This window comes from Cupriavidus sp. KK10 (genome assembly GCF_018223725.1).
Classification (GTDB): Bacteria; Pseudomonadota; Gammaproteobacteria; order Burkholderiales; family Burkholderiaceae; genus Cupriavidus; species Cupriavidus necator.
Genome location: NZ_CP073678.1, coordinates 534,088 through 554,888 on the forward strand (window position 1 = coordinate 534,088; position 20,801 = coordinate 554,888).

15 protein-coding genes and 7 pseudogenes are annotated in these 20,801 nt (G+C 63.6%); 5 read left to right on the forward strand and 17 right to left on the reverse strand.

What is annotated here, in order from left to right:
- Positions 1-410: 410 nt before the first annotated feature.
- The 6 genes and pseudogenes from KB879_RS33780 to KB879_RS33800 form a co-directional block, all read right to left on the reverse strand.
- Positions 411-947 (reverse strand): annotated as a pseudogene (locus KB879_RS33780) (reverse transcriptase domain-containing protein); the annotation flags it as partial.
- Positions 948-1,090: 143 nt separating this feature from the next.
- Positions 1,091-2,065, reverse strand: a complete 975-nt coding sequence (locus KB879_RS33785) for an IS5 family transposase (protein ID WP_116386451.1) — start codon at positions 2,063-2,065, stop codon at positions 1,091-1,093.
- Between the two features lie 73 nt (positions 2,066-2,138).
- A pseudogene (locus KB879_RS39755) lies at positions 2,139-2,414 on the reverse strand (group II intron reverse transcriptase/maturase); the annotation flags it as partial.
- Positions 2,415-2,781: 367 nt separating this feature from the next.
- Positions 2,782-4,065 (reverse strand): IS4 family transposase, encoded by a 1,284-nt coding sequence (locus KB879_RS33790; RefSeq protein WP_249221529.1) that lies wholly within the window; start codon positions 4,063-4,065, stop codon positions 2,782-2,784.
- A gap of 170 nt (positions 4,066-4,235) precedes the next feature.
- Positions 4,236-4,405 (reverse strand): annotated as a pseudogene (locus tag KB879_RS33795) (polysaccharide deacetylase); the annotation flags it as partial.
- A gap of 26 nt (positions 4,406-4,431) precedes the next feature.
- The gene (locus KB879_RS33800) at positions 4,432-5,025 is read right to left on the reverse strand and encodes a flavin reductase family protein (protein ID WP_211983895.1); all 594 of its coding nucleotides are present in this window, start codon (positions 5,023-5,025) and stop codon (positions 4,432-4,434) included.
- A 101-nt stretch (positions 5,026-5,126) separates the two neighbouring features.
- Between KB879_RS33800 and KB879_RS40575 the strand changes: the two are divergent.
- The 3 genes and pseudogenes from KB879_RS40575 to KB879_RS33810 all read left to right on the forward strand — a co-directional run.
- Positions 5,127-5,478 (forward strand): annotated as a pseudogene (locus KB879_RS40575) (LysR family transcriptional regulator); the annotation flags it as partial.
- Between the two features lie 99 nt (positions 5,479-5,577).
- Positions 5,578-5,805, forward strand: a complete 228-nt coding sequence (locus tag KB879_RS40580; protein ID WP_371827488.1) for a hypothetical protein — start codon at positions 5,578-5,580, stop codon at positions 5,803-5,805.
- Positions 5,806-5,923: 118 nt separating this feature from the next.
- Positions 5,924-6,180 (forward strand): annotated as a pseudogene (locus KB879_RS33810) (transposase); the annotation flags it as partial.
- 182 nt (positions 6,181-6,362) lie between these two features.
- On the opposite strand, the gene KB879_RS33815 reads toward KB879_RS33810, so the two are convergent.
- The 10 genes and pseudogenes from KB879_RS33815 to KB879_RS33860 form a co-directional block, all read right to left on the reverse strand.
- Entirely contained in the window at positions 6,363-7,064 is a 702-nt protein-coding gene (locus tag KB879_RS33815; RefSeq protein WP_211983897.1) for a GntR family transcriptional regulator, read from the reverse strand.
- A 61-nt stretch (positions 7,065-7,125) separates the two neighbouring features.
- Positions 7,126-7,533: an oxalurate catabolism protein HpxZ gene (gene hpxZ / locus KB879_RS33820; RefSeq protein WP_211983899.1), complete on the reverse strand. Its 408-nt coding sequence runs from the start codon at positions 7,531-7,533 to the stop codon at positions 7,126-7,128.
- A 40-nt stretch (positions 7,534-7,573) separates the two neighbouring features.
- The gene (locus tag KB879_RS33825; protein WP_211983900.1) at positions 7,574-8,263 is read right to left on the reverse strand and encodes a cysteine hydrolase family protein; all 690 of its coding nucleotides are present in this window, start codon (positions 8,261-8,263) and stop codon (positions 7,574-7,576) included.
- Positions 8,260-9,903, reverse strand: coding sequence for an ABC transporter ATP-binding protein (locus KB879_RS33830; RefSeq protein ID WP_211983901.1), 1,644 nt, complete (start codon positions 9,901-9,903; stop codon positions 8,260-8,262). Before KB879_RS33830 ends, KB879_RS33825 begins: the two co-directional genes overlap by 4 nt.
- A gap of 5 nt (positions 9,904-9,908) precedes the next feature.
- Positions 9,909-10,598, reverse strand: coding sequence for a cysteine hydrolase family protein (locus KB879_RS33835; protein WP_211983902.1), 690 nt, complete (start codon positions 10,596-10,598; stop codon positions 9,909-9,911).
- A gap of 39 nt (positions 10,599-10,637) precedes the next feature.
- The gene (locus tag KB879_RS33840) at positions 10,638-11,564 is read right to left on the reverse strand and encodes an ABC transporter permease (protein WP_211983903.1); all 927 of its coding nucleotides are present in this window, start codon (positions 11,562-11,564) and stop codon (positions 10,638-10,640) included.
- Entirely contained in the window at positions 11,557-12,672 is a 1,116-nt protein-coding gene (locus KB879_RS33845) for an ABC transporter permease (RefSeq protein ID WP_211983904.1), read from the reverse strand. Before KB879_RS33845 ends, KB879_RS33840 begins: the two co-directional genes overlap by 8 nt.
- A gap of 75 nt (positions 12,673-12,747) precedes the next feature.
- Positions 12,748-13,845 (reverse strand): BMP family ABC transporter substrate-binding protein, encoded by a 1,098-nt coding sequence (locus KB879_RS33850; protein ID WP_211983906.1) that lies wholly within the window; start codon positions 13,843-13,845, stop codon positions 12,748-12,750.
- 102 nt (positions 13,846-13,947) lie between these two features.
- Positions 13,948-15,789: an allophanate hydrolase gene (gene atzF / locus KB879_RS33855; RefSeq protein ID WP_211983919.1), complete on the reverse strand. Its 1,842-nt coding sequence runs from the start codon at positions 15,787-15,789 to the stop codon at positions 13,948-13,950.
- A gap of 458 nt (positions 15,790-16,247) precedes the next feature.
- A pseudogene (locus tag KB879_RS33860) lies at positions 16,248-16,406 on the reverse strand (2-dehydropantoate 2-reductase N-terminal domain-containing protein); the annotation flags it as partial.
- A 100-nt stretch (positions 16,407-16,506) separates the two neighbouring features.
- On the opposite strand from KB879_RS33860, the pseudogene KB879_RS33865 reads away from it, so the two are divergent.
- Positions 16,507-16,707: pseudogene (locus KB879_RS33865) on the forward strand (tyrosine-type recombinase/integrase); the annotation flags it as partial.
- A 348-nt stretch (positions 16,708-17,055) separates the two neighbouring features.
- Entirely contained in the window at positions 17,056-18,225 is a 1,170-nt protein-coding gene (locus tag KB879_RS33870) for a GGDEF domain-containing protein (RefSeq protein WP_211983920.1), read from the forward strand.
- 481 nt (positions 18,226-18,706) lie between these two features.
- Here the strand turns inward: KB879_RS33870 and KB879_RS33875 are convergent, their stop codons facing one another.
- Positions 18,707-20,794 carry an FUSC family protein gene (locus tag KB879_RS33875; RefSeq protein ID WP_211983921.1) on the reverse strand — a complete coding sequence of 696 codons (2,088 nt, stop codon included), beginning with the start codon at positions 20,792-20,794 and terminating at the stop codon, positions 18,707-18,709.
- Positions 20,795-20,801 lie beyond the last annotated feature (7 nt).

The window sequence follows — 20,801 nt, forward strand, 5'->3', positions numbered from 1 at the left end:
GCCTGGACAAGCAGCGGCTTCAGCTTGAAAAAGGCAAGTCACGACTGATTGACAGCTACGCGGACGGCATCATCGACAAGGCCGACTTCGAGCCGAAGATGCAGCAGTTGAAGAACCGGCTTGTGCAGATTGAACAGCAGATCCTGGAATCACGGCGCCACGGAGCAGTGCAAAGCGAGCTGTTTCTGGTCATCAACCGGCTTGAGGAATTTGCAACCGCGGTCACCGAGAGGCTGGATACGATTGACCTTGAAACGAAACGCAAGATCGTTCTGGGTCTAGTCAAACGTGTCGAGATCCACAAGGATGAAATCGTAGTTGTGTTCCGCGTCGATCCGCAGCCGCCGGCTTCAAGCAGCGAAAATTCGAACGACTCAGACGAGGGACTGGAAAATATGCAACATTGTAGGCGGCGTACTCACTGCCCCTTGAGGCGTACCTGTCTCGCTGACGCTCCATTCTCCATCCTCCAGGACGCCCGCCTTGAGCCACTTGCGCACAAGGCGGATGATGCGTTCGTCGCCGATCCGGTGCTCCAGGAAACGGATTAGCCATTCCTGGCTTACCGAGTCAAAGAAGCCTCGGATGTCGGCGTCGAGAATCCAGTTCACCGGGGTGCTAGTGATCCCCACCGCCAGCGCATCCAGCGCATCGTGCTGGCTGCGCTTGGGCCGGAAGCCGTACGAGAACCCGAGGAAGTCCTCCTCGTAGATCGCATTTAGCACCGCGACCACCGCTCGCTGGACGATTTTGTCCTCCAGTGCGGCGATCCCCAGCGGACGCTGCTTGCCGTCCGACTTCGGTATGTACCGACGCCGTACGGGCAGCGCCCGGTACGCTCCGCTCTGAACTTTCGAGTGCAAGGCTTGAAGATGCTCCTCCAATCCTGCCTCATAGTCCTGCCACGTCAGACCGTCAACCCCAGGTGCTGCCTTGCGCTTAAGGCTACGCTGAATAAGCTGCTGATTTTTTGTGGAGCGGTTCGACGCGGAGCCTATTCGCTTTGAAAAATGGCTCTGATGACGAGATTTTGGCTTGCTGCGCCCCCCAACGGGGTGTGTTGGCGAGGCGCTCGCCCCGCACTCGCCCTTTATGGGCGGACTGCTCCCATCAGATGTCCTCGGCTCAGGTAAAGATTGGCCAGCGCCAGGGCCGTGAAGGCCCGGCCGGCATTCTTTTTCAGGCCGCGGTAGCGGACTTTGGTGAAACCCCACAGGCGCTTGACCACGGCAAAGACATGTTCGACCCGGGCACGGATCTTCGATTTGTTTCGGTTCTTCCCGCGTTGCACCTCGTCAATCTGGCCGTTCTTGCGGGTACGCTGATTGGTGAAGTCCTTGGCGTGGGGAGCTTTCGATGCGATCAGCTCCTGCTGACTGGCGTAGGCACTATCACCATAGACGCGCTGTTCCTGCCCATGCAGTAACTGGGGTAGCGCATGCTTGTCGTGGACATTGGCCGGCGTCACGACTGCCGAATGGGCCAACCCACTCTGGCTGTCCACGCCGATGTGCAGCTTCATCCCAAAGAACCACTGTTGTCCTTTCCGGGTCTGATGCATCTCGGGGTCGCGCGCCTTCTTTTCGTTCTTCGTCGAACTGGGGGCACCGATGATCGTGGCATCCACAATGGTGCCGGTTTTCAGTTTCACGCCGCTGGCTTGCAGGATCCGGCCTACCTCAGCGAATAGCCGCTCCGCAAGCTGGTGCTTTTCTAACAGGCGGCGAAACTTCAGCAGCGTGGTGGCATCCGGCACAGGTTCACGACCCAGGTCAATCCCAACGAAGCGGCGCAGGCTGGCGCTGTCATACAGCGCCTCTTCGCAGGCCAGATCCGCCAGGTTGAACCAGTGCTGCAAAAAGTGGATGCGCAGCATCCGCTCCAGGCCAATGGGCGGCCGGCCGTTGCCGGCCTTCGGATAGTACGGCTCGATCACCGCGCACAACGCCGCCCACGGCACGATCGTCTCCATCGTCGCCAGAAATGCCTCACGTCGCGTCGGCTTACGGTATTGCTCGAATCCAGCCCCTTGATCTGCACCCGCTGCCAACGTCATCTGCTTCATGTTCTTCTCTTTGCGCTCTTGATCCCTCACATAACGCTCTTCCTCATGAAGCGGAGGACTTAATCAGCATTGCCTTAAGCGCGAGGAAAGCCTCCCGGAGCGCGTCAACAGTGACGTGGTGCATGAGCGCGGTGAACCGCTCCTTCTTCCGCTGCCTTGCAGCGTGCCGTACACGGTCCAGCCCCTGTGGCACGCTTTCCCGGTTCTGTGCCCGGCACGTGTGTGGCTGACCCGCGTTCCCCTTGGTCCCCGCCCTTCGCTCCACCCACTCCGCAGCCGGTTCCCCGGCTTTGTTCGCAGGCTTCATTGCTACTATGGCGGAGTCTGACTTCTCTCGTCCGTTCTTCATCGGCTACGGCTCCTCGCCTTCCCGACACGGACCAGTCCTGTACTGCGACTGGCCAGACGAGAGATCTCCCGGTTCCCATGCAAGGAGCGTACGTACATGCCAGGGTCTCAGACCGCGCCGGGCCGATGGGGAGCTCGCGGTAGCGCGCCCCACTGTGTTGCCTTCCGCATGTATAACTGCGTCGGCACCCGGGATTAGACTTCTATCGCGGCTCAATGGCTGGCCTATGCGCACCCCTGTCAACGCTTCGCAACGCACCTCGCGGTGCGCTGCGCATGACTCGGGGACAACGTGATTTGCTAGATCTTCGATGTCAGGGACTTTCACCCTTTACTCCTTACCGGTCTCCCGGCGCACTATACAGAAGTCATGACTCTTCCCGCAGTGCTTGAATGGTGAGCGCGGCGTCCATGGTTCGCTGCATGCCGATCCAGATCGTCTTAGCGCCGGGCTCGCCATCGCTCTTCCGCCCAAGGAACCCACCCAGGGAAGCAACCAACCGAATCATCTGATTGAGTGTGACCGGTGTCTTCGGGCGGGCCTTCTTGGCAAGCACGTATGCTCCCCGAATCTCGTCGGCGTCAAAGAACAGGGACGCATCCAGATCCGGGCAGGTTCTGCCCAATCGCATCAGGCGGGCAATGCGCCACGCCACCACCATATACAACGCCAAGGCCCGCTCCACACGATCCATGTGCGATAGCTGTAGCGCTTCGACCTTGCAGCCGGTCTTCAGGACATGGAAGTACATCTCGATCTCCCACCTGGCCCGATACCATTCAACCAGCTCGATGACCGCATCGGCATCCTGTGCTTCTCGGTTCGTCAACAGCCGCCACACCACTGGCTTGACGCCTGCGGGCGCTCCGATCTCCCTGGCCTCTACACAGGTGAGAGTCGGGCCATCCAGGCCGGGTAGCTTCACACGTTGTGCGCGTAGCTCCTGTTGAACCTCGCGCGCCTTCTGGCCTGCACGCCCTGGCAAGATAAAGGTGATTTCCCCGAGTACCGGGCTGGCGCCGACGCTATCCCACAACTTGCCGCCCTCAGCAAGGTTGCGGTTGTGTTGGCTGCGGATCAACCAGTCGGCCGGTTGGCCCAGTTCCTGGGCGCGCGCCATCAACTCGGCAATATCACCCTCGCGGTCCGTCACATACACCAACCGTGTCCGGGGCAACAGCGCGGCTTGCTCCGCAACGCGTTCATACCCTTCAGTCCAGCGTACGCTTTCCTTGATCCCGCCGCGGTTGCCGTCGGCGTCCTTTGATTCCCGAGCCCACATCCAGGCATCGATCACCCCCAGCGGTTCACGGTCAGGCGTCACCGCGTAGGTCGGATGCAAGAACATGCCTCGCTGGGCTTCGTAGCTCAGCGGCCCCAGCCCCTCGGTTTCCTGGCCATTGAAGTTCAGCTCGGTCGTATCAGCGATGCACAGCACTACCGGAAACTGCGCGACTCTTTCCGCCGTGCGCTCCCAATGCGGCTGCATCACGTCCCGCCAATCGATCTGCTCGTTGCCGAGAAACCGATACGCCCCAATGGTTTGGGACCAGTCATCGCATGCGCCGGGAATGCTCGCCGTAGGCAGAGCCGCAAACCGCTTGAGCAATTCCTTGGCGCGCCGATCCCGCCGCGGATCACCAAGATCCAGACTCTCAAATTCCTCGTCCACCCATGCCCCCGACTCGTTGCCCATTGCTGCGCCAAAATCCGAGAGTAAACGCGAGTCTGGCGAAGTTAACAACCCCTTACCTCGAAATTTCCGCGACCGCAGGCTCCATGCACCGCTGCGGGGACGGTACTACTTCTGTATAAGGAGATGGTCTTGAGCCTGTAGCGCTCGAACAGGTCGAGCAGACGCAGACTGCCCACCTCGCCCGCAAATACGCCGCGAGAAATGTCGTGAGGCGAATCGGCGCCACCGAATGTTCCGATCCATCCGCGACGGCATCGACGTCTACGCCAAACGCACAGGTAATGTTCTTGGCCATGTGTTGTGACTCCAGTTGATTCTCGTTCAGATGTCCAGCATCAGTTGGCCGCCGTCCTTGCAACGCGCAGTGCAGACGGCCAGGTAGCGGGCGCGATCGGCTTCGGACAAGCAGGTGTCCCGATGCATCGGCGTGCCTTCGACACAACGCGTCAGGCAGGTGCCGCACCAGCCCTCCTTGCACGAGTGATCGACTTCCACGCCAGCCTCCAGCAAGGTATCGAGGATCGACTGTGCGGGTGGAACCAGCACCGTGATCTCGCTGAGGCGACAGAGCACCTCGAACGGCGCCTGGTTGTCTTCGCCGCTGGCTCGCGAGTCCGACGTCGCGCCAAAGGCCTCGAAATGAAGCTCGACTTTCGAATCGCCGTCCGCGGCCGAGCGCTCCGCGTCCATCAGCGAATTCGGGCCACAGCAATCGACCTGCGCGCCGGGCGTGGCAGCAGCCAGCAGTTCGCGAGCGTCGAAACCGTTCTCGGGGTTGCCATTGTCGAGTAAGAATCTCACATGATTGGCCAGGGGCGTGCCGAGCAGCTCGTCCGTATAGATCAACCGGCTTTCGTCGCGCGCACAGACAATCAGATCGAACGGATTGCCGCGCACCAGCAGTGCCAGCGCCATGCGGAGTGGCTACAGTGCAGCAGCGATGCCTAATCTATGCCTCTCCGAATTTGCCGACTAGGCGCTAATATCTGGAAGTACCCTCTCGTTGGTGGAAGGCTGTGGATCGACTCGAGGCAATGACCATTCTGCTTGCGGCAATAGATATGGGAAGTCTCTCCGCCGCCAGCCGCAAACTCCGCAGCTCTCGCGACGGTCAGCCGCCGTATATCGGAGCGCGAAGCACACCTGAATGTACGCCTGCTGGTGCGCGGCAACCGCAAGCTGGCAGTGACTGAGCCAGGGCATGCCTACGTTGCATCATGCCGGCGGATTCTCGAGGAGATCGCCGAGGTCGAACGTACGGCGTCCGGCGAATATCACGCGCCGCAGGGGGAGTTGACTATCAGCGTGCCGCCAGTGATGGGCCGTATTCACATACGGCCAGTGATCGTTGAGTTCCACCGCGCCTACCAGCAGATTCGCGTGCAGGTGTGGGCGTTCCGGTCGAAAGGTACAGTACAGACCCTGCAGGTACCTTCCCGACTCGTGGTGAATTCCGTGGAGGCAGCCATGGTCGCCGCGGTGGACGGAGCCGGGATTGCACGCGTGGCGTCATACCAGATCGATGAAGCGCAGAGACCGCGCAGATTGGTAACGCTGCTGGAGGCTTTCGAACCGTTTCCGGTGCCTGTTAGCCTCATTTACGTCAGCCAGGGCCAGATACCACTGAAGCTGCTGGCGTTCCTTGACTTTGCGATTCCACGATTAAGGAAGCGTCTCGGCTACGCACACGCGTAAGCGACGGAGTCGACCGCGCTGGACCGTTACCTGCATTTTCGCGATGACAATTCGGCGCCAGTGCCAGGAATTGGCACTTGTCGTTCGGCGTTGATGTTCGCCCCCCGTTTTGCAGGGCCGCCATTATGCGGCCCTGAAAAACGGAGCCGGCCCGCTAAAGCAAGCCATCGAGGTGTTTTACCTGCCCAGCTACAGCCCGGAACTCAATCCGACGAGATGGCCAACGCCGATATAAGGCAGGTGATGACTTCGCGGGCACCGGCTCGCACCAAACTGCAACTCGTCAAGGCCGCGTCGAGCCATCTGCGCAGTGTCCAGAAACAGCCCAAACACATTCGACGCTACTTTCAGCTTCACTCGGTCAAGTACGCGGCGCAATTCAAGTTCATGAATGCCGGATCAATTGCTGTGAAAATCGACCTGATTGCGTTGCATTCGCGTGGGTGTCGACGCGATGAGAGCGTGCATAGTCCGCTGGCACCTCGTCGCGGGCAACCAAGGGAGAAGCTTCACCGCAGCGGGCTCTGGGATGGAATATCGACAACGGAAATGACGCCTCAACTGACGAACGGCAGCTTCTGGTCGCGGGCCGCGGCAAGCATCGACAGGGTAATTTTGCGTACCTCCGCCTTGCTCTGCGTAATATGCGCGCGCAGCAAGATGGTTGCTTCGGCATGCCGGTTACGCCCCAGGAGATCCAGCAGCTTGCCGTGCTCCTCATAGGTGGCACTGGTCCGCTGCGGCTTGAGGAAATCCAGCCGCCGCATGATGCGAATGCGCTCCGTCACGTCGTTGTGCACGCGCAACATTTCCTGGTTGCCGGCGGCCGCAACCAGGCGGCGGTGGAAATCCTCGTCCATTTCAAACATGGTCGCGGGGTCCGACTCCCGCTGTCCGGGATCCACGCACCAGATGGCCTTCAGTGTCTCCATCGCTTCACGGCCATGTTCGGCGCACAGGATACGGTCCAGCGCAGCCAGTTCCAGTACGATGCGCAGGTCATACAGTTGGTCGAGCTGCTCGAAGTTGATTGGCGCGACACGCCAGCCGCGGCGGAAGCCCACTTCGAGGTAGCCTTCGCGCTGCAGGCGGAAGAGCCCGTCGCGCATGGGTGTGCGCGACACCCCGTAGTAGGCGGCGATGCCGTGCTCCGAGAAGCGGTCCCCCGGGAACAGGCGAAAACTGAAGATGTCGCTCTTGAGCCGCTGGTAGACCTGCTCGGCCATTGCATTGGGCGCGTTTGACGCTGGTGCTTCCATGAGTCCGTGAAAACAGGTGAGTTGCGGCGGTGACGAGTTGATTATGCCCATTCTTCTTCAGCTACCGCTCATTCGGTGCGGGAATCACGCTGACATGGGCGGCCACGATCTTCCAGCCGCCACAGGGATCCGCCTGCGTCCCGACCCTGGCCCATGTCTGCATCTGCCGGCCCAGCAGCGGCGTGGCATCGCTGGCGAACTCGGTGCTGACCGTGGCGAAGTCCGCACCAAAGGCTGTGACCACGGTACGCAGCAAGCGGCGGCTGCGTGGCACGGCTTCGCACGTCTGCCGCCACGCGCGGATCGCATCGCTGCCGAGCTGGACTTCGGCAATGCCGTAGCGCACGGTTTCCGGCGTGTCCCAGAACAGCGCGTTCATCATGTCGATGTCGTTGTCGACCAGGGCGCGCTCATACGTCTCGAATGCCGCCGCCACCTGGGCGACGACCTCGGCACGGTTCACTTCCATCCCTTTCTCTCCCGGTGCGGAAGCGCCATCACTCCCCGATTCATTCCCATGCTCCCGCCAACGCCTGGAATGGCACCGTCCAGCCCACGATGCCCCCTTGCGAGCGCACCATGTCCAGCGTGGCCTGCCTGAAGGCCGGGAAGTAGCTTGCCGTGGCATCCTCGACCAGCAGGCACTCGTAACCACGGTCGTTCGCTTCACGCATCGACGTCTGCACGCACACTTCCGTTGTTACGCCCGCGAACACCAGTTGCGAGATGCCGCGCGACCTGAGAACCTGGTCAAGCCCGGTCGCGTAGAAGGCGCCCTTACCCGGCTTGTCGACCACCAGTTCACCAACCCACGGTGCCAGCGCGTCGATAATCTCGCTACCGGGCTCGCCCCGCACGAGGATCCGCCCCATTGGGCCGGGATCACCGATACGCATCGATGGTGCGCCGCGCAGACGCTTCGCCGGCGGGCAATCCGACAGGTCCGGCGCATGCGATTCCCGGGTATGCACCACAAACCACCCGGCGCGCCGCGCCAGCGCAAGAAGCGCCGCCACGGTGGGAACGATTTCCGCGAGCAGCGATACGTCGTTGCCAAGCGATTCCCCAAACCCGCCCGGCTCGATGAAATCGCGCTGCATGTCGATGACCACCAGCGCAGTGCTGGCGCCATCGAGCTGCAACGGCGCCGGCAGCGCGTCCACGGTCCGCGCCGTCGGCAATGCGGCAGTCTGCGTCATACGCTCAGCTCCGGAACGATCATGGGCGATACCGGCACGGGGCCGGCCGCATGGCCATGCCCGGCCATATGCCGGCCCAGCTCAGCACGCTCGGCGCCGGCCGCCGTGGTTTCGTAGACGATCCGACCTTCGGCCATGACCGCGATGCGATCCGCCAGCGCCAGAAGTTCGTCCAGGTCTTCGCTCACCAGCAGCACTGCGGCGCCGGCATCGCGGGCCGCCACCAAGCGCGCGTGAATGTCGGCGACGGAGGCAAAATCCAGGCCGAACACCGGATTGGCGACGATCAGCACATCCACCGGCTGGCCCAGTTCGCGCGCCAGGACGGCGCGCTGCACGTTGCCACCGGAAAGCGTGCCGATCTGCTGCTCCGGCAGCGGCGGGCGCACGTTGAAATCGGCGATCAGCCTGAGCGCGCGTTCACGGATCGCGCGGCGGTCCAGCAGCCCGCCGGCGCGCTTCAGCGGGCGCCGGTCGAATTCCCGCAAGGCAAGGTTCTCGGCCACGCTCATGCCTGCCACGCAGGCATTCTTCAGCGGCTCTTCGGGAATGGCATAGACGCGCTGTCCGGCCATCTGCGCGCGCGTGGCGTGATACGGCTTGCCGCCGACAGCCATGTCCCCGTCCGACAAGGGGCGCTGCCCCACCAGCGCCTCCACCAGTTCGCGCTGGCCATTGCCGGAGACGCCGGCGATGCCGAGAATCTCGCCAGCACGCACGGCAAGGCTCAGTTCCCGCACGACGGCGTGGCCGCGCTCGTCGATCACGGTCGCGTTGCGAACATGGAGGCGCGTCTGCGCCTGCGGATCGAGCGGCTTACGCGCGGTGCGCTTCGTCCCGATCCCGGCAAGCACTCCCGTCGCCTCGGCAGCTCCCTCCGGCCCGGCAGCGTACGTGGCCCCCATCATCCAGGCGGCGAGCTGCTCGGGGTTCGTCGACGCTACCGCGCTAGTACCGACCTGCCGCCCCTTGCGCAGCACCGTCACGTCATCCGCATAGTCCATCACCTCCCGGAACTTGTGCGTGATCATCAGTACGGTGACTTCCCCTCGCGAGGTCAATGTGCGCATCAGGCCAAGCACCTCGTCCGCCTCATGCGGCGTCAGCACCGAGGTGGGCTCGTCCAGGATCAGGAAACGCTGGCGCAGGTAGAGTTGCTTGAGGATCTCCAGCTTCTGCTTTTCGCCCGCTGCCAGGGCCGCCACCTTCCGGTCCAGCGGCAGGCTGAACGGCATCTGCCGCATGAAGGCCGCCAGCGCCGCCCGCTCCGCGACCCAGTCCAGTTTCCAGGGCAACGTGCCGCGCGCCAGCAGCAGGTTCTCTTCCACTGTCAGCCCTTCGGCCACGGTGAAGTGCTGGTACACCATGCCGATGCCCAGCGCCTGTGCCGCGCGCGGCGAGTCGATGCGGACTTCACGATGCTGCGCGATGATCTGTCCTTCGTCGAGCACGGAATAGCCAACCAGCCCCTTGACCAGCGTGCTCTTGCCCGCGCCGTTCTCTCCGAGCAGTGCGTGGATCGTTCCCGCCGCCACCTTGATCGACACGCCGTCGAGTGCGCGGAATGCGCCGAACGTCTTGGTCGCGCCGATCATTTCGATGCCAAGCGCCTGCGCACCTTGGAATGGATGGCCCTTCATCGTCGTTACCCTAGTGTTGCCAGCAATGCGTGGGAGTCCGATACCGTGCCGAACACCCCGCCCTGCATCGTGATCATGTGCAACGCCGCCTCATGATTGCCGCGATCGGTCGCGCCGCAGCAGTCGGACAGCAGCGTGCACTCGAAGCCACGGTCGTTGGCCTCGCGCATGGTGGTGTGCACGCAGACGTCGGTGGTGATGCCGGTCAGGATCAGGTTGTCGATACCGCGCGTGCGCAGGATCAGTTCGAGGTCGGTGGCACAGAAGGAACCCTTCCCGGGCTTGTCGATAATGACCTCGCCCGGCAGCGGCGCGAGTTCATCAATGATTTCCCACCCCGGTTCGCCGCGCACCAGCAGCCGGCCGCAGGGACCCTCGTCACCAATGCCGATGCCGTCGCTGCCCGCACAGCGGCTGCGCCAGCGCTTGTTCGCGGGCAGGTCCGAGAGATCCGGCCGGTGCCCTTCGCGCGTATGGATGATGGTGAAGCCTTGCTCGCGCATTGTCGCCAGCACGCGGCTGATCGGTTCGATCGGTGCGCGGGTCAGCGACAGGTCGTATCCCATGCGGTCCACATAGCCGCCATAGCCGCAGAAATCGGTCTGCATGTCGATGATGACCAGCGCGGTATTGTCCGGACGCAGGTTGCCGTCATAGGGCCACGGATAGGGCCGGGCGTCGATGGTTCGGTTCATTTCTGGATTCCGTTCATGGATGGATTGAGTTGGCATGCCTCACCGCGTGAGGCTCAGTTCGCCCGGCGCGCCGGCGAGGGAGCGGTTCGGCCGGCAGCTGATGGTCATGATCGCCAGCGTCAAGACATAGGGCGCGGCATTGAAGAGGTAGTAGCCGCTGGTGATGCCGATCGCCTGCAAGGCCGGCCCCAGCGCGCCCGCTGCACCGAACAGCAGCGCAGCCCACAGGCAGCGCAGCGGCTGCCAGCGCGCAAAGATCACCAGCGCCACGGCCATCAAGCCTTGCCCGCTCGACAGGCCTTCGTTCCAGCTGCCGGGATAGACCAGCGACAGATAGGCGCCGCCAATGCCAGCGAACAGGCCGCCGACCGCGGTCGCGGCGATGCGGATGCGGGTCAGCGGATAGCCCATGGCACGCGCGGTTTCCGCGTGATCGCCCACCAGGCGCAGCACCAGGCCCCAGCGTGTCGCGCGCATGCCCCATTGCAGGACAAAGGCCAGCACGACGCCGATCACGAACAACAGGTTGATCCGCAGCAGCTGCTGGACCTGGACAGACGCAGCCCACTTGCCCAGCTCCAGCGAAGGCAAGGCCGGCGCATGCGGTTCAATGAACGGCTTGCCGAGGAAGAATGCGAGGCCCGTCCCGAGCAGCATCAGCGCAATGCCGAAGGCAATATCGGACACGCGCGGCAGGGAGCACACCAGGCCGTGGAGGCAGCCAAGCAGCAGGCCGGCCAGGGCCGCCGCCAGCACGCCCGTCCATGGCGAGCCCGACAGGTAGGACACGGCATACCCGCTCATGGCCCCGGACACCAGGATGCCTTCCAGCCCGAGGTTCACGCGGCCGCCCTTTTCCGTCAGGCATTCGCCCAGGCTGACGAACAGGTATGGCGTGCTGACGCGGATCGCGCCGCTCACGAGCGACAGGGCCAGCACCAGCCATGGCGATTGCAGGTCAGACATGGCGTGCCTCCAGTTGGGCAGGTTTGCCGGCAAAGACAATGCCCTGCAGGCGCACGCGCCACGCCGAGATACGACCGCCCAGCGCTTCCCAGGCGAGCAGGTTGGCAAACAGCAGGCCCTGCAGCACCAGTGTGGTGGCATCGGGCAGCTCCAGGCGGCGCTGCAACAGGCTGCCGCTGGTCTCGATGCCGCCGATCATCAGCGCGCATGCAATGATGGCAAGCGGGTTCTGGCGTGCGGCAAAGGCCACGAGTATGCCGGAGTAGCCGTAGCCGGCCAGCAGCGCGGCATTGGCGCTGCCCTGCACGGCCGCCACCTCGAACATGCCGGCCAGTCCGGCCGCTGCGCCGCCCAGCAGGCAGGCCACCAGGGCCAGCCGTCCGACCGGCAGCCCGACCAGCCGCGCGGCACGGGGATTGCCACCGGTCACGCGCATGGCAAAGCCGAGCGTGCTGCGCCGGACCAGCACCCAGCCGGCCACGCAGGCCAGCACGCCGAAGAGCAGCCCCCAGTGCACATCCAGCCCCGGGAGCGTGCCGATCATTATGGCGTCCGGCACCGGTGGCGTCGAAGGCTTGTTCAGGCTTGCCGGGTCGCGCAACGGTCCTTCCACCAGATGCTTGAACAGCGCAATAGCGATGTAGGACATCAGCAGGCTGCTGATCGTCTCATTGACCCCCCGCCACTGCCGCAGCATGCCGACGGCGCAGATCCACAACCCTCCCGCGAGCATGCCCGCCAGCGCCATGGCCGGCGCGGCGATACACCACGCGGTGCCCTGCGGCAGGCACTGCGGCACCATGGCCGCGGCCAACCCGCCCAGCGCGAGCGCGCCTTCGCCGCCGATCACGATCAGCCCCACCTGCGCGGGTAGGGCCACGCACAGCGCGGTCAGCATCAAGGGCGCGGCACGCGTCAGCGTGCTCTGCCACGCAAATGGCGTACCGAATGCTCCCTGGAAGATCAGCTGCAGCGCCTCGATGGCCGGAGCGCCTTGCAGGAACAGGAATAGTGAGAAGAGCAGGAGCGTGCCCGCCACCGCCGCCACGGTGGGCAGCGCAGGCAACACACCAAGCATCATGGCCGCCGAACTGGCATTGACGCGCATGGGAGTTTCCTTGTGCAACATGGGAGGATGGCGGACGTTGCCGCCTTCCGTTCATCAGGTACGGCGAATGCAGCGTCAGCCCTGGCCGATGACACCGGCAACCAGGTAGTTCATGCTTTCGAGCGTGTAGTCGGTCTGCACGAGAGTCGTGCCCGCCGGCACAGCGGTACCACCCTTGTTGTCCTTCAGCGGGCCTTTGAAGATGATGAAGTCGCCGGCCATCATCCTGGCCTTGACCGAGTCCGCATGCTGCTTTGCGGCCGCGCTCACCTTCGCGCCGTAGGCCGAGGACCTGACGAAGCCCTCCTTCAGGCCACCGCGAAGGAGGTTGGGCTGCGGCTTGCCCGACTGTGCGTTGCCGACCAGGCCCTTGTATGGCGTGGCCCAATCCCACTCCGCGCCTGTCAGGTAGCCTTTAGGGGCCAGAGCCGCCTGGCTGGCGTGGTAGCCGCAGCTCATCACACCGCGCTTCTCGGCGGTTTCGATCACGACCTTGGGCCCGTCCACGTGGCAGGTCAGCACATCGCAGCCCTGGTCGATCAGGCTGTTGGCCGCCTCGGCCTCCTTGACGGGCATCGACCAGTCGCCGGTAAAGATGACCCGGGTCGTGATCGACGGGTCCACCGACTGCGCCCCCAGCGTGAACGCATTGATATTGCGCAGCACCTGGGGAATCGGCTTGGCCGCGACGAAGCCCAGCTTCTTGCTCTTGCTCATGTGGCCGGCCACGACACCATCCAGGTACTGGCACTCGTCGATGTAGCCGAAATAGCTGGCAATGTTGGGCGGGTTGCCCTGCTTCCAGAGCCCGCCGCAATGCGCGAACCGCACCTTCGGATATTTGGCGGCCATCTTCAGCACATGCGGATCGAAGTAGCCGAAGGAGGTTGCGAATATCAGCGAGGCACCGTCTTGCTGGATCATCGCCTCCATGGTCTTCTGGGCGGCGATGGTTTCCGGGACGTTCTCCTCTTCCACCACCTTCACGTTCGGAAGCTTGCGGATGACGCTGGTCGCGGCGGCCTGCGCCTGGTTGTAGCCGAAGTCGCCGCGCGCGCCGACGTAGAGCACGCCTACGGTCAGCTTTTCCGCAGCCAGAAGGGTTTCGAAAGGCAGCGCGCCGCCCAGTGTGAGGAGGCTGGCCTGTTTGAGAAAGTCACGGCGGTTTGTCATGGCAGTCTGCAGTCGTAGGTGAGGTGGATGGAGCAGTCAAGTAGGAGACTGGGCGGCTCGTTGGCGTTGGTGTTCGGAGGCATCAGGCTGGCGGCAACGTGGTCAGGCGGCGGGCACAACGGCTTCCAGGCTGCTGAGGTACGCACGCCAGCCGCCAAAGGCCGTGATGTTCCGTGCACCGCCTCCACTGGCGAGCGCTACCGGCTCGCAGATGAAGCCCTTGACGTACCGGCCGTCGGCCAGTTCTACCGAGCCGATGCCGAGCGGTGCCGGCACGTCGGCGACAAACTTGCCGAACAGGCGCAGCGGCAGCTCCCACAGTTCGAGTTCGATGGCAGCACCTTCGCCGTCATCGGTCCGCGCAAGGCCAGGCTTGGGCGGTGTCGTCGCCGCCAGGGCATACAGCCGATAGCAGGCCGAGGTCCTGGTCGTCTCCAAGTAGCGCGCGCCGGCTTCACGCAATTGCCAGTTCAGCGGCTGTCCGCGCAGGTGCGCGCCCACCACTGCGAGCGTCACAGTCGGCTCGCTGAACGGCAGCGGCGAATACTCCAGCCCGGTCGGCACAGACCGTTTGCTGAACAGCGACTGGATCCGGGCGCCAAGCACCGCCAGCCGGTGGTCAGCCCCCGACGGGCCGATCAGCGTGATGCCCGCCGGCAATCCGTCGGCGCGGGCGACGCACGGTACGGCCAGTGCGCACAGGTCGAGCAGGTTGACGAAGTTGGTATAGCGGCCAAGCTTGCTATTTAGGCCAATGGGGTCCGCCCTAACCGCATCAATGGTCGGATGTGTCGGCGTGGTCGGCACGATCAGCACGTCGATATCCTGGAACAGCGCCTCGACCCGGCGCTTCAGTTCCGCCAGCCGGTACTGGCCATTGAACGCATCGACCGCGCTGTACTGGTCGGCCTTGGCGATGACGGCGGCCACCACGGGGTCGATCGCGTCGCGGTGGGTATCGAAGAACGCGCCGACCGCTGCGCGCCGTTCCGCGACCCACGGGCCGTCATAAAGGAGTGCCGACGTTTGCTGCAAAGGCTCGAAGTCCACCGGCGCTGGCATGATCGACAAGCCGGTAGTCAAAACGTCGAGTGCCGTGGCAAAGGCCTTCCTGGCGAGCAAGTCGCCGCCGAATTCCAGCGTATCGGGTACCCCCACGCGCAGCGGGCCGCGCGGCAGTCCAAGCGCCGGAATGTGGCGTGAATAGCCGTCCAGCGCATCGGGAGCGGCAAGCTGCTCCATGACGCGCCACGCATCGGCCACGTCGTGCGCAAAGACGGAAATGGTATCCAGCGTGCGGCATGCCGGGACGACACCCCGCTTGCTGACCAGCCCCAGGGAAGGCTTCATGCCGACGAGGCCATTGAAGCCGGCCGGCACGCGGCCCGATCCGGCCGTGTCAGTGCCCAGAGAGAAGGCCACGCAGCCCGCCGCGACGGCCACGGCGGAGCCGGAGCTCGATCCGCCCGATACGTGGTCCGCCGAGGCAATCTGGCGCACCGCCCCGTACGGTGAACGCGTGCCAACCAGCCCCGTGGCAAACTGGTCCAGGTTGGTCTTGCCGACCAGGATGGCGCCGGCGTCCAGCAGCCGCTGCACCGCAAAGGCCGCGTTATGCGGCACGTAAGCAAACTCCGGGCAGGCAGCGGTGGTGGGCATGCCCGCCACATCGATATTGTCCTTGACCGCGAATGGCACGCCGAACAACGGCATGCGCGCCAGCGCAGAATCGCCCTCTTCCGTCAAGAGGGACTGCAATGCCGCGGCACGACCAAGCAAGTCCTCGGCGGGAACGCGATGCGTCCAGGCCTCCGGTCGGTCGGAGGCTTCGATCCGATGCAGGACCTGGGCGATGCAGTCGACAGGGGTGAGCGCGCGGCGCGCAAAACTTTCGAGCAGTGAGCTGATCGACGAAAGCGGGACTGAGACGACTTGTTGATTCATGCGTTCCATCTTGTATTCAAGATTGGACGCAACTACGCAAGGGACGTGCCATGTGACATGCTGTCCCATAGCATCTGCCAGAAAACCTTTATCAAACAGAAACTTAAGACGATCCGACTCAGTGGAGCCGAGGCGCGAGCCGGAACGTACGAGGACTACCTCCAGGACGTCGTTGGTGCATCATTCCCCATTTGGGTGCGCAGTCGTCGTGAAGTGTAGTTGGAATGGCCGCCTCCAAGTTCGGCGGGTCGCCGGCCCAGGTCGGCCCAGTTTTCACCAGTCCTAGCTCCGTTGTGCCCACAGTGCTGAGTCTGTCGTCGGAACTCGGTAACGAGGACATGGAACCGACCACAGTAGCCATCGACCTCGCGAAGCACATTTTTCAGGTTCACTTTGTCGAGCCCGAGACCGGTGCCATCCGTAGCAAGGCTATCAGGGTATTGGCGAAACGAGGTACCTTCGCCGTAGTCGACGGTTCTGACCGGACGGCGGAAGTCTCCGAGTTCGCTGCGCACCTTCAGGCCATCGCGATCGAGCGCCTGCGCGCGGCCCGGCCGCACGAGGAAGCTGACATCGGCTCCGGCCTCGATGAGCCGCGCGCCGTAGTAGCCGCCCATGGCGCCGGCGGCCGCTGCTTGCTGGTCGGTGCTTATTTCGCCGTTGAGCCGCGGCCTGGCGGCGCAAAGATGCTGTTTGCCGGACAAGGATTCCACGCAGGCCTTGCTGCGCAAGGCCTCGCCGCACTGGTTGCGCCACGCCTATGCACGCACCCTGGTGGTCGACCACCAAGTGCCTCTGCCCGCCGCGCAGGCGCTGCTCGGGCACGCCTCGGTGCAGACCACAGCGGCGTATGCCAGGACCGACCTGAGTCAGTTGCGGGCCTTTGTCGACGCCACGTTTACTAACGATGTGCCGTAGCGATCTGTCAGACCGGCGGGAACCGCAGGCGACCCGACGCCTTGTCGACCCACGCCAGATGCCTCAGAATGACCCTGAACTTCCGTTCAACGCAAGCGCAGGCGGGGAGTCTGGAGGCTGTAAAAGCCGAATCGCGCAACGTTCAGTTCAGGCTCGAACAAACAACCCCGCGCCAGCGACGGCACTGCTCGCGCTGATCCCTGAATATTTTCTCTACACGCACATGCGATACGATAAGCGCTCGCCGCCGCAGCGATGTAGCGATTTGATTCGCCTTCGTTTTTCATTCACTCGTCGGATACCGTCTCGATTTCCTTGGTCTTTCTTTTTGTCGCCTAGCTCGATCTCATGTTCAGCCCACTCGCTCTAATCGGCGTCGTAGTCGTGTCTTGCCTGATGAGCGTCGCCATCCTTGGTTCCCTGCTTCGGACTTCAGTGCCGGGTATTAGCCGCTGGTGCGTGGCTTATGCGCTATTGGCCGCCGCGGCGTTGTGGGTGTTGACCGCTGGCGCTCAGCCAAGACAGTTCGTGATTATCGGCGCTTCGCTCATTGCGCTCGTGGCGGCCCTATTGCTCGTACAGGGGACACGTCAGTTTTTTGGTAAGGGCCCCGCGCGACACGAAGAGTCGGCGGCGTTCGTCACTGCCTTCGTGGCGTTGGTGTACTTTACGTGCGTGTCGCCGAACATCGATGCGAGGGTCGCGCTCATATCCATCCTCCTGGCGTATGCACGGATCACCGTGGGCACGTTGGCTCTGCGTCACGCGCCGCGCGACGGTGCGCGCTACCCCTACCGATTCGTCGCGGCGGCCACATATCTTGGCGCGTTGGTCCACGTCGCGCGAGCCGTCGCGGTTGCCTTCGGCGTCGTGCCGCAGATGACATTCCTGCAACCGTCGCCCTGGAACGTTCTGTTTGTAGGGCTCGCAATCGTCACGTTGCCGTGCATGTCGACCGGCATGGTGATGCTCGCACACGATCAGCTCGTCCGAAGGATGGAGCAGCTTGCGAGTATCGACGAACTGACGGGCGTACTCATGCGGCGCGCGTTCATGGCGAGGGCGAATGTCCTGCTTTGCCACGCGCTGGAAAAGGGCTCGCCGCTGTCGGTCGCCATTCTCGACATCGACAACTTCAAAGCCGTCAACGACGGCTTTGGCCATGGGGCCGGCGATCGGATCCTTACGCACATCGCCTCGGTTATTTCCGCGCGGCTGCGGCCGTGCGATCTTTTCGGGCGGCTGGGTGGGGAGGAGTTCGCGATCGTGTTCGTGGACGCGCGAAAGACTGACGCAGTAGGGTTGACGAATGCACTGCGGCTTGCCGTTGACCGGTCGCCTTGCGAAGGCGTGCGCTGCACATTTAGCGCAGGGGTCGAATGCGTAGCGGCCGGTGATACGCTAGCGGGCGCCCTGGCGCGGGCCGACGCGGCGCTTTACTTGGCGAAGGCAACAGGGCGCAACCGCGTCGTAACGGCGTCAGCGGTCGACGAGCGCGACGTCGTGAAGTCGGACTGAGCGACTCTCGGCCCGTTCAGAATCTTCCGGACCGCCTACTGCGACAAGTTTTTGAACTGCGCCGGCGTGTTATGCACTGTCGGCCATATGACCACAACATGTGTAGAGCGACCGTTCATGACCGCAAGGATGAGTAATTCGCACGCGCCTTATTTGAACGTCCAGACGTCGCATCCACGCAGCAAGCGATCGTTCAATTCGCGACGGCAAAGACTGCTTCGTCCGCCTGAGCGGACGACAGGAAGTAGCCGGTAGCCGCGATTGTCCACCCCAAACGCAACTGGCATCAGCCCTGCTCGTCGAGCTGTTCCCCTACTGGCTCGACGAACACCTTCCGCTGCGTCCTTCCACCTGTCGCGCCAACCCCGGCCCGCCAAGGTGCGGGCGCTCCTCGATTTCGTAACCGAGATGGTGGAGACGATCCTGACTTCGCGCAGATGTTCCTGACGCCGTTGTGATACGTCCTGACATGCCCCTGGGGCTAGGCGACGTTCCACCGGACCATACCGATTACAAAGGCATGTTCCATTGCCTGCTGCTCGACGTGCTGCAGCAGGAACGACTGGTGCGGAGATGTGTCTGGCATCGTCGCTAGCGACGCATGGGCGTCCACGCGCCGCTGCCCGCGCATGAGCGTCGTGCACCGGCCAGCCAGTCCGGAAAGCCGTGCATCATCCCCGTCGCCGAGGGTGTCGGGGACACATTCGAGCGTCGACATGACGCCTACCAAACCTCCCAGATGCGCCGTGAGCACGCTTGCGTGCGATATGCGGTGGCTCGACGAGAGCGGTTCGAGTCGCATCGCGTTGACGACGCCCTCGAGCTCGTCGATGGCGAGGCAGGCGTCCCGTCGCACCGCCGCAACCGTGCAGAGGTCCTTCTCCGGTCCGAACTCGTCGCCTATTGAGATCATGTTGATATAAGTCATGACCGCGGAAATCGCGCGCGCCGCAACCGCACCGAGCTTGTGCCGCTCCCATTCCGGCCACGCGATCAAGCTAACGACCACACCGACCATTGCGCCCGCGACGCTGTTTCCGACACGTGAGAAAGCCAGCGCCCACGGCGGGCCAGCGGGCGTACCGAGATAGGCAACAAGGATGAAGTGTGGTGTCAAAAACAGGATGTACGACACGTAGCTCATTGCTCGCGCACCGAGCGTTCCCATCGCCAACGGAACGATGGCCAGCGCTAGAAGGATCGGGTTGTGGACGAGCAGCGCCAGGACTGACGCAAGCATCGCACCGAGAATCGTCCCGCAGATGCGCAGGCCCGATACCTTGAGCGTCTGCGAGACTGTCGGCTGCACAACGAACATGGTTGTGAGCGCGAGCCAATAGCCCTGATCCACCTTTGATACCCGCGCGACCGTGACGGCGATCATCGCCGCCACCGATAGGCGCAAAGCGTAGCGAGCGACTTCGCTATTGGAGCGGACGTGATCGAGGATGGCGGTCTTGATGCGGCGCCGCGTGCTTCTCGTGCTCTCGACCGACGATCTCTGGAGGGACCCAGGCGCCACAGCCGCTTCCGCAGCTTCTGCGCCCGTCAATTCGGCCAGTTGGTCGACAAGCGTCATGCACCCCTGCAGCCACGCGCACTCCGTCTCCGTCACGTCCGCAGAACCCGCGTGCGCCATTGCGGCGCGGATCTCTCCCAGCGGGCCATCGAGCGCGCCGCACGCGTCTGGATTCGATGCGCACCGCACCGCATCGGCGCATAAGTCGATGCGAGTGGCGAGCGTGCGCAACGGCGCCGAGAGCCGCTTCGCCGACGCGCTGCGCACAGGCGACGCAGGATCGGACAACAGGCTTTCCAAGCCCGCAAGCAAGGCGATCGACCTCTCGCCGTTCTCGCGCCACCGCCGGCACGAGGCGTCAATGCCTGAGGTCGCCTTTCCGGTGATCCTGGTAAGCGCATCAAGCTTCGCCCGCAGTTCGGCACGGCCGTGAACGGCCGGCACGTCATCGCTGGAAACGGCATCCGCAAGCCGGTGGACATACGATCCCGCCGCATAAAGGTAGGCAAAGACCGCCCGCCGCGCCCGGGTCGACGGACTGTACTGCCACAGACCCACGCTGCAGGCGACCGCCCACGCGCTGCCCCCCATGAAGAACGCTGCGTAGTGCAGGCCCGTCGGCAATCCGTGAATCGGCATGGACGCGCACACGCACCAGGAAGTTGCGACCAGCAGACCGCGCAACCCCGGCGCGGCGCCTTGGATGCGGGCAAGCGCCCCGGCGTACGCCACGACGCCTGTTAGCGCGATTGCCAGCCACGAAGTCCACGCCGACGCGATCGCGCAAAAGGACATGAGCGCACCGAATGCACCGAACAGCATGCCATACAGCATCCGCCTCGATACCGGCGCACCTGATTCGTCCGACAGGCACGTCCAGAATGCGGCGATCGCAGACCAGCACAGTAGCGGCTCGTGCAGCATCGCAGCCAGGACCGCGGGCGTCGCACAGACGATGCCGCCGCGCAGCGCCTCGGCCAGCGGAAAGTGATGCCGCCCGCGTGTCAACATGCGCAGCGGCTCCCCGCCATGGGTCGTCGCCCAGTTCATGCACAAC

What these genes read in the sequence shown, in the direction of transcription:
- KB879_RS33785 (WP_116386451.1), bottom strand. Translation starts at nt 2,065, where the DNA reads ATGAAGCAGATGACGTTGGCAGCGGGTGCAGATCAAGGGGCTGGATTC.
- KB879_RS33800 (WP_211983895.1), bottom strand. Translation starts at nt 5,025, where the DNA reads ATGGCGCTGGCACTGCTGGTGCGCGGCAATCCGTTCGATCTGATTGTC.
- KB879_RS40580 (WP_371827488.1), top strand. Translation starts at nt 5,578, where the DNA reads ATGGTCGCCGCGGTGGACGGAGCCGGGATTGCACGCGTGGCGTCATAC.
- KB879_RS33815 (WP_211983897.1), bottom strand. Translation starts at nt 7,064, where the DNA reads ATGGAAGCACCAGCGTCAAACGCGCCCAATGCAATGGCCGAGCAGGTC.
- hpxZ (WP_211983899.1), bottom strand. Translation starts at nt 7,533, where the DNA reads ATGGAAGTGAACCGTGCCGAGGTCGTCGCCCAGGTGGCGGCGGCATTC.
- KB879_RS33825 (WP_211983900.1), bottom strand. Translation starts at nt 8,263, where the DNA reads ATGACGCAGACTGCCGCATTGCCGACGGCGCGGACCGTGGACGCGCTG.
- KB879_RS33830 (WP_211983901.1), bottom strand. Translation starts at nt 9,903, where the DNA reads ATGAAGGGCCATCCATTCCAAGGTGCGCAGGCGCTTGGCATCGAAATG.
- KB879_RS33835 (WP_211983902.1), bottom strand. Translation starts at nt 10,598, where the DNA reads ATGAACCGAACCATCGACGCCCGGCCCTATCCGTGGCCCTATGACGGC.
- KB879_RS33840 (WP_211983903.1), bottom strand. Translation starts at nt 11,564, where the DNA reads ATGTCTGACCTGCAATCGCCATGGCTGGTGCTGGCCCTGTCGCTCGTG.
- KB879_RS33845 (WP_211983904.1), bottom strand. Translation starts at nt 12,672, where the DNA reads ATGCGCGTCAATGCCAGTTCGGCGGCCATGATGCTTGGTGTGTTGCCT.
- KB879_RS33850 (WP_211983906.1), bottom strand. Translation starts at nt 13,845, where the DNA reads ATGACAAACCGCCGTGACTTTCTCAAACAGGCCAGCCTCCTCACACTG.
- atzF (WP_211983919.1), bottom strand. Translation starts at nt 15,789, where the DNA reads ATGAATCAACAAGTCGTCTCAGTCCCGCTTTCGTCGATCAGCTCACTG.
- KB879_RS33870 (WP_211983920.1), top strand. Translation starts at nt 17,056, where the DNA reads ATGTTCAGCCCACTCGCTCTAATCGGCGTCGTAGTCGTGTCTTGCCTG.
- KB879_RS33875 (WP_211983921.1), bottom strand. Translation starts at nt 20,794, where the DNA reads ATGAACTGGGCGACGACCCATGGCGGGGAGCCGCTGCGCATGTTGACA.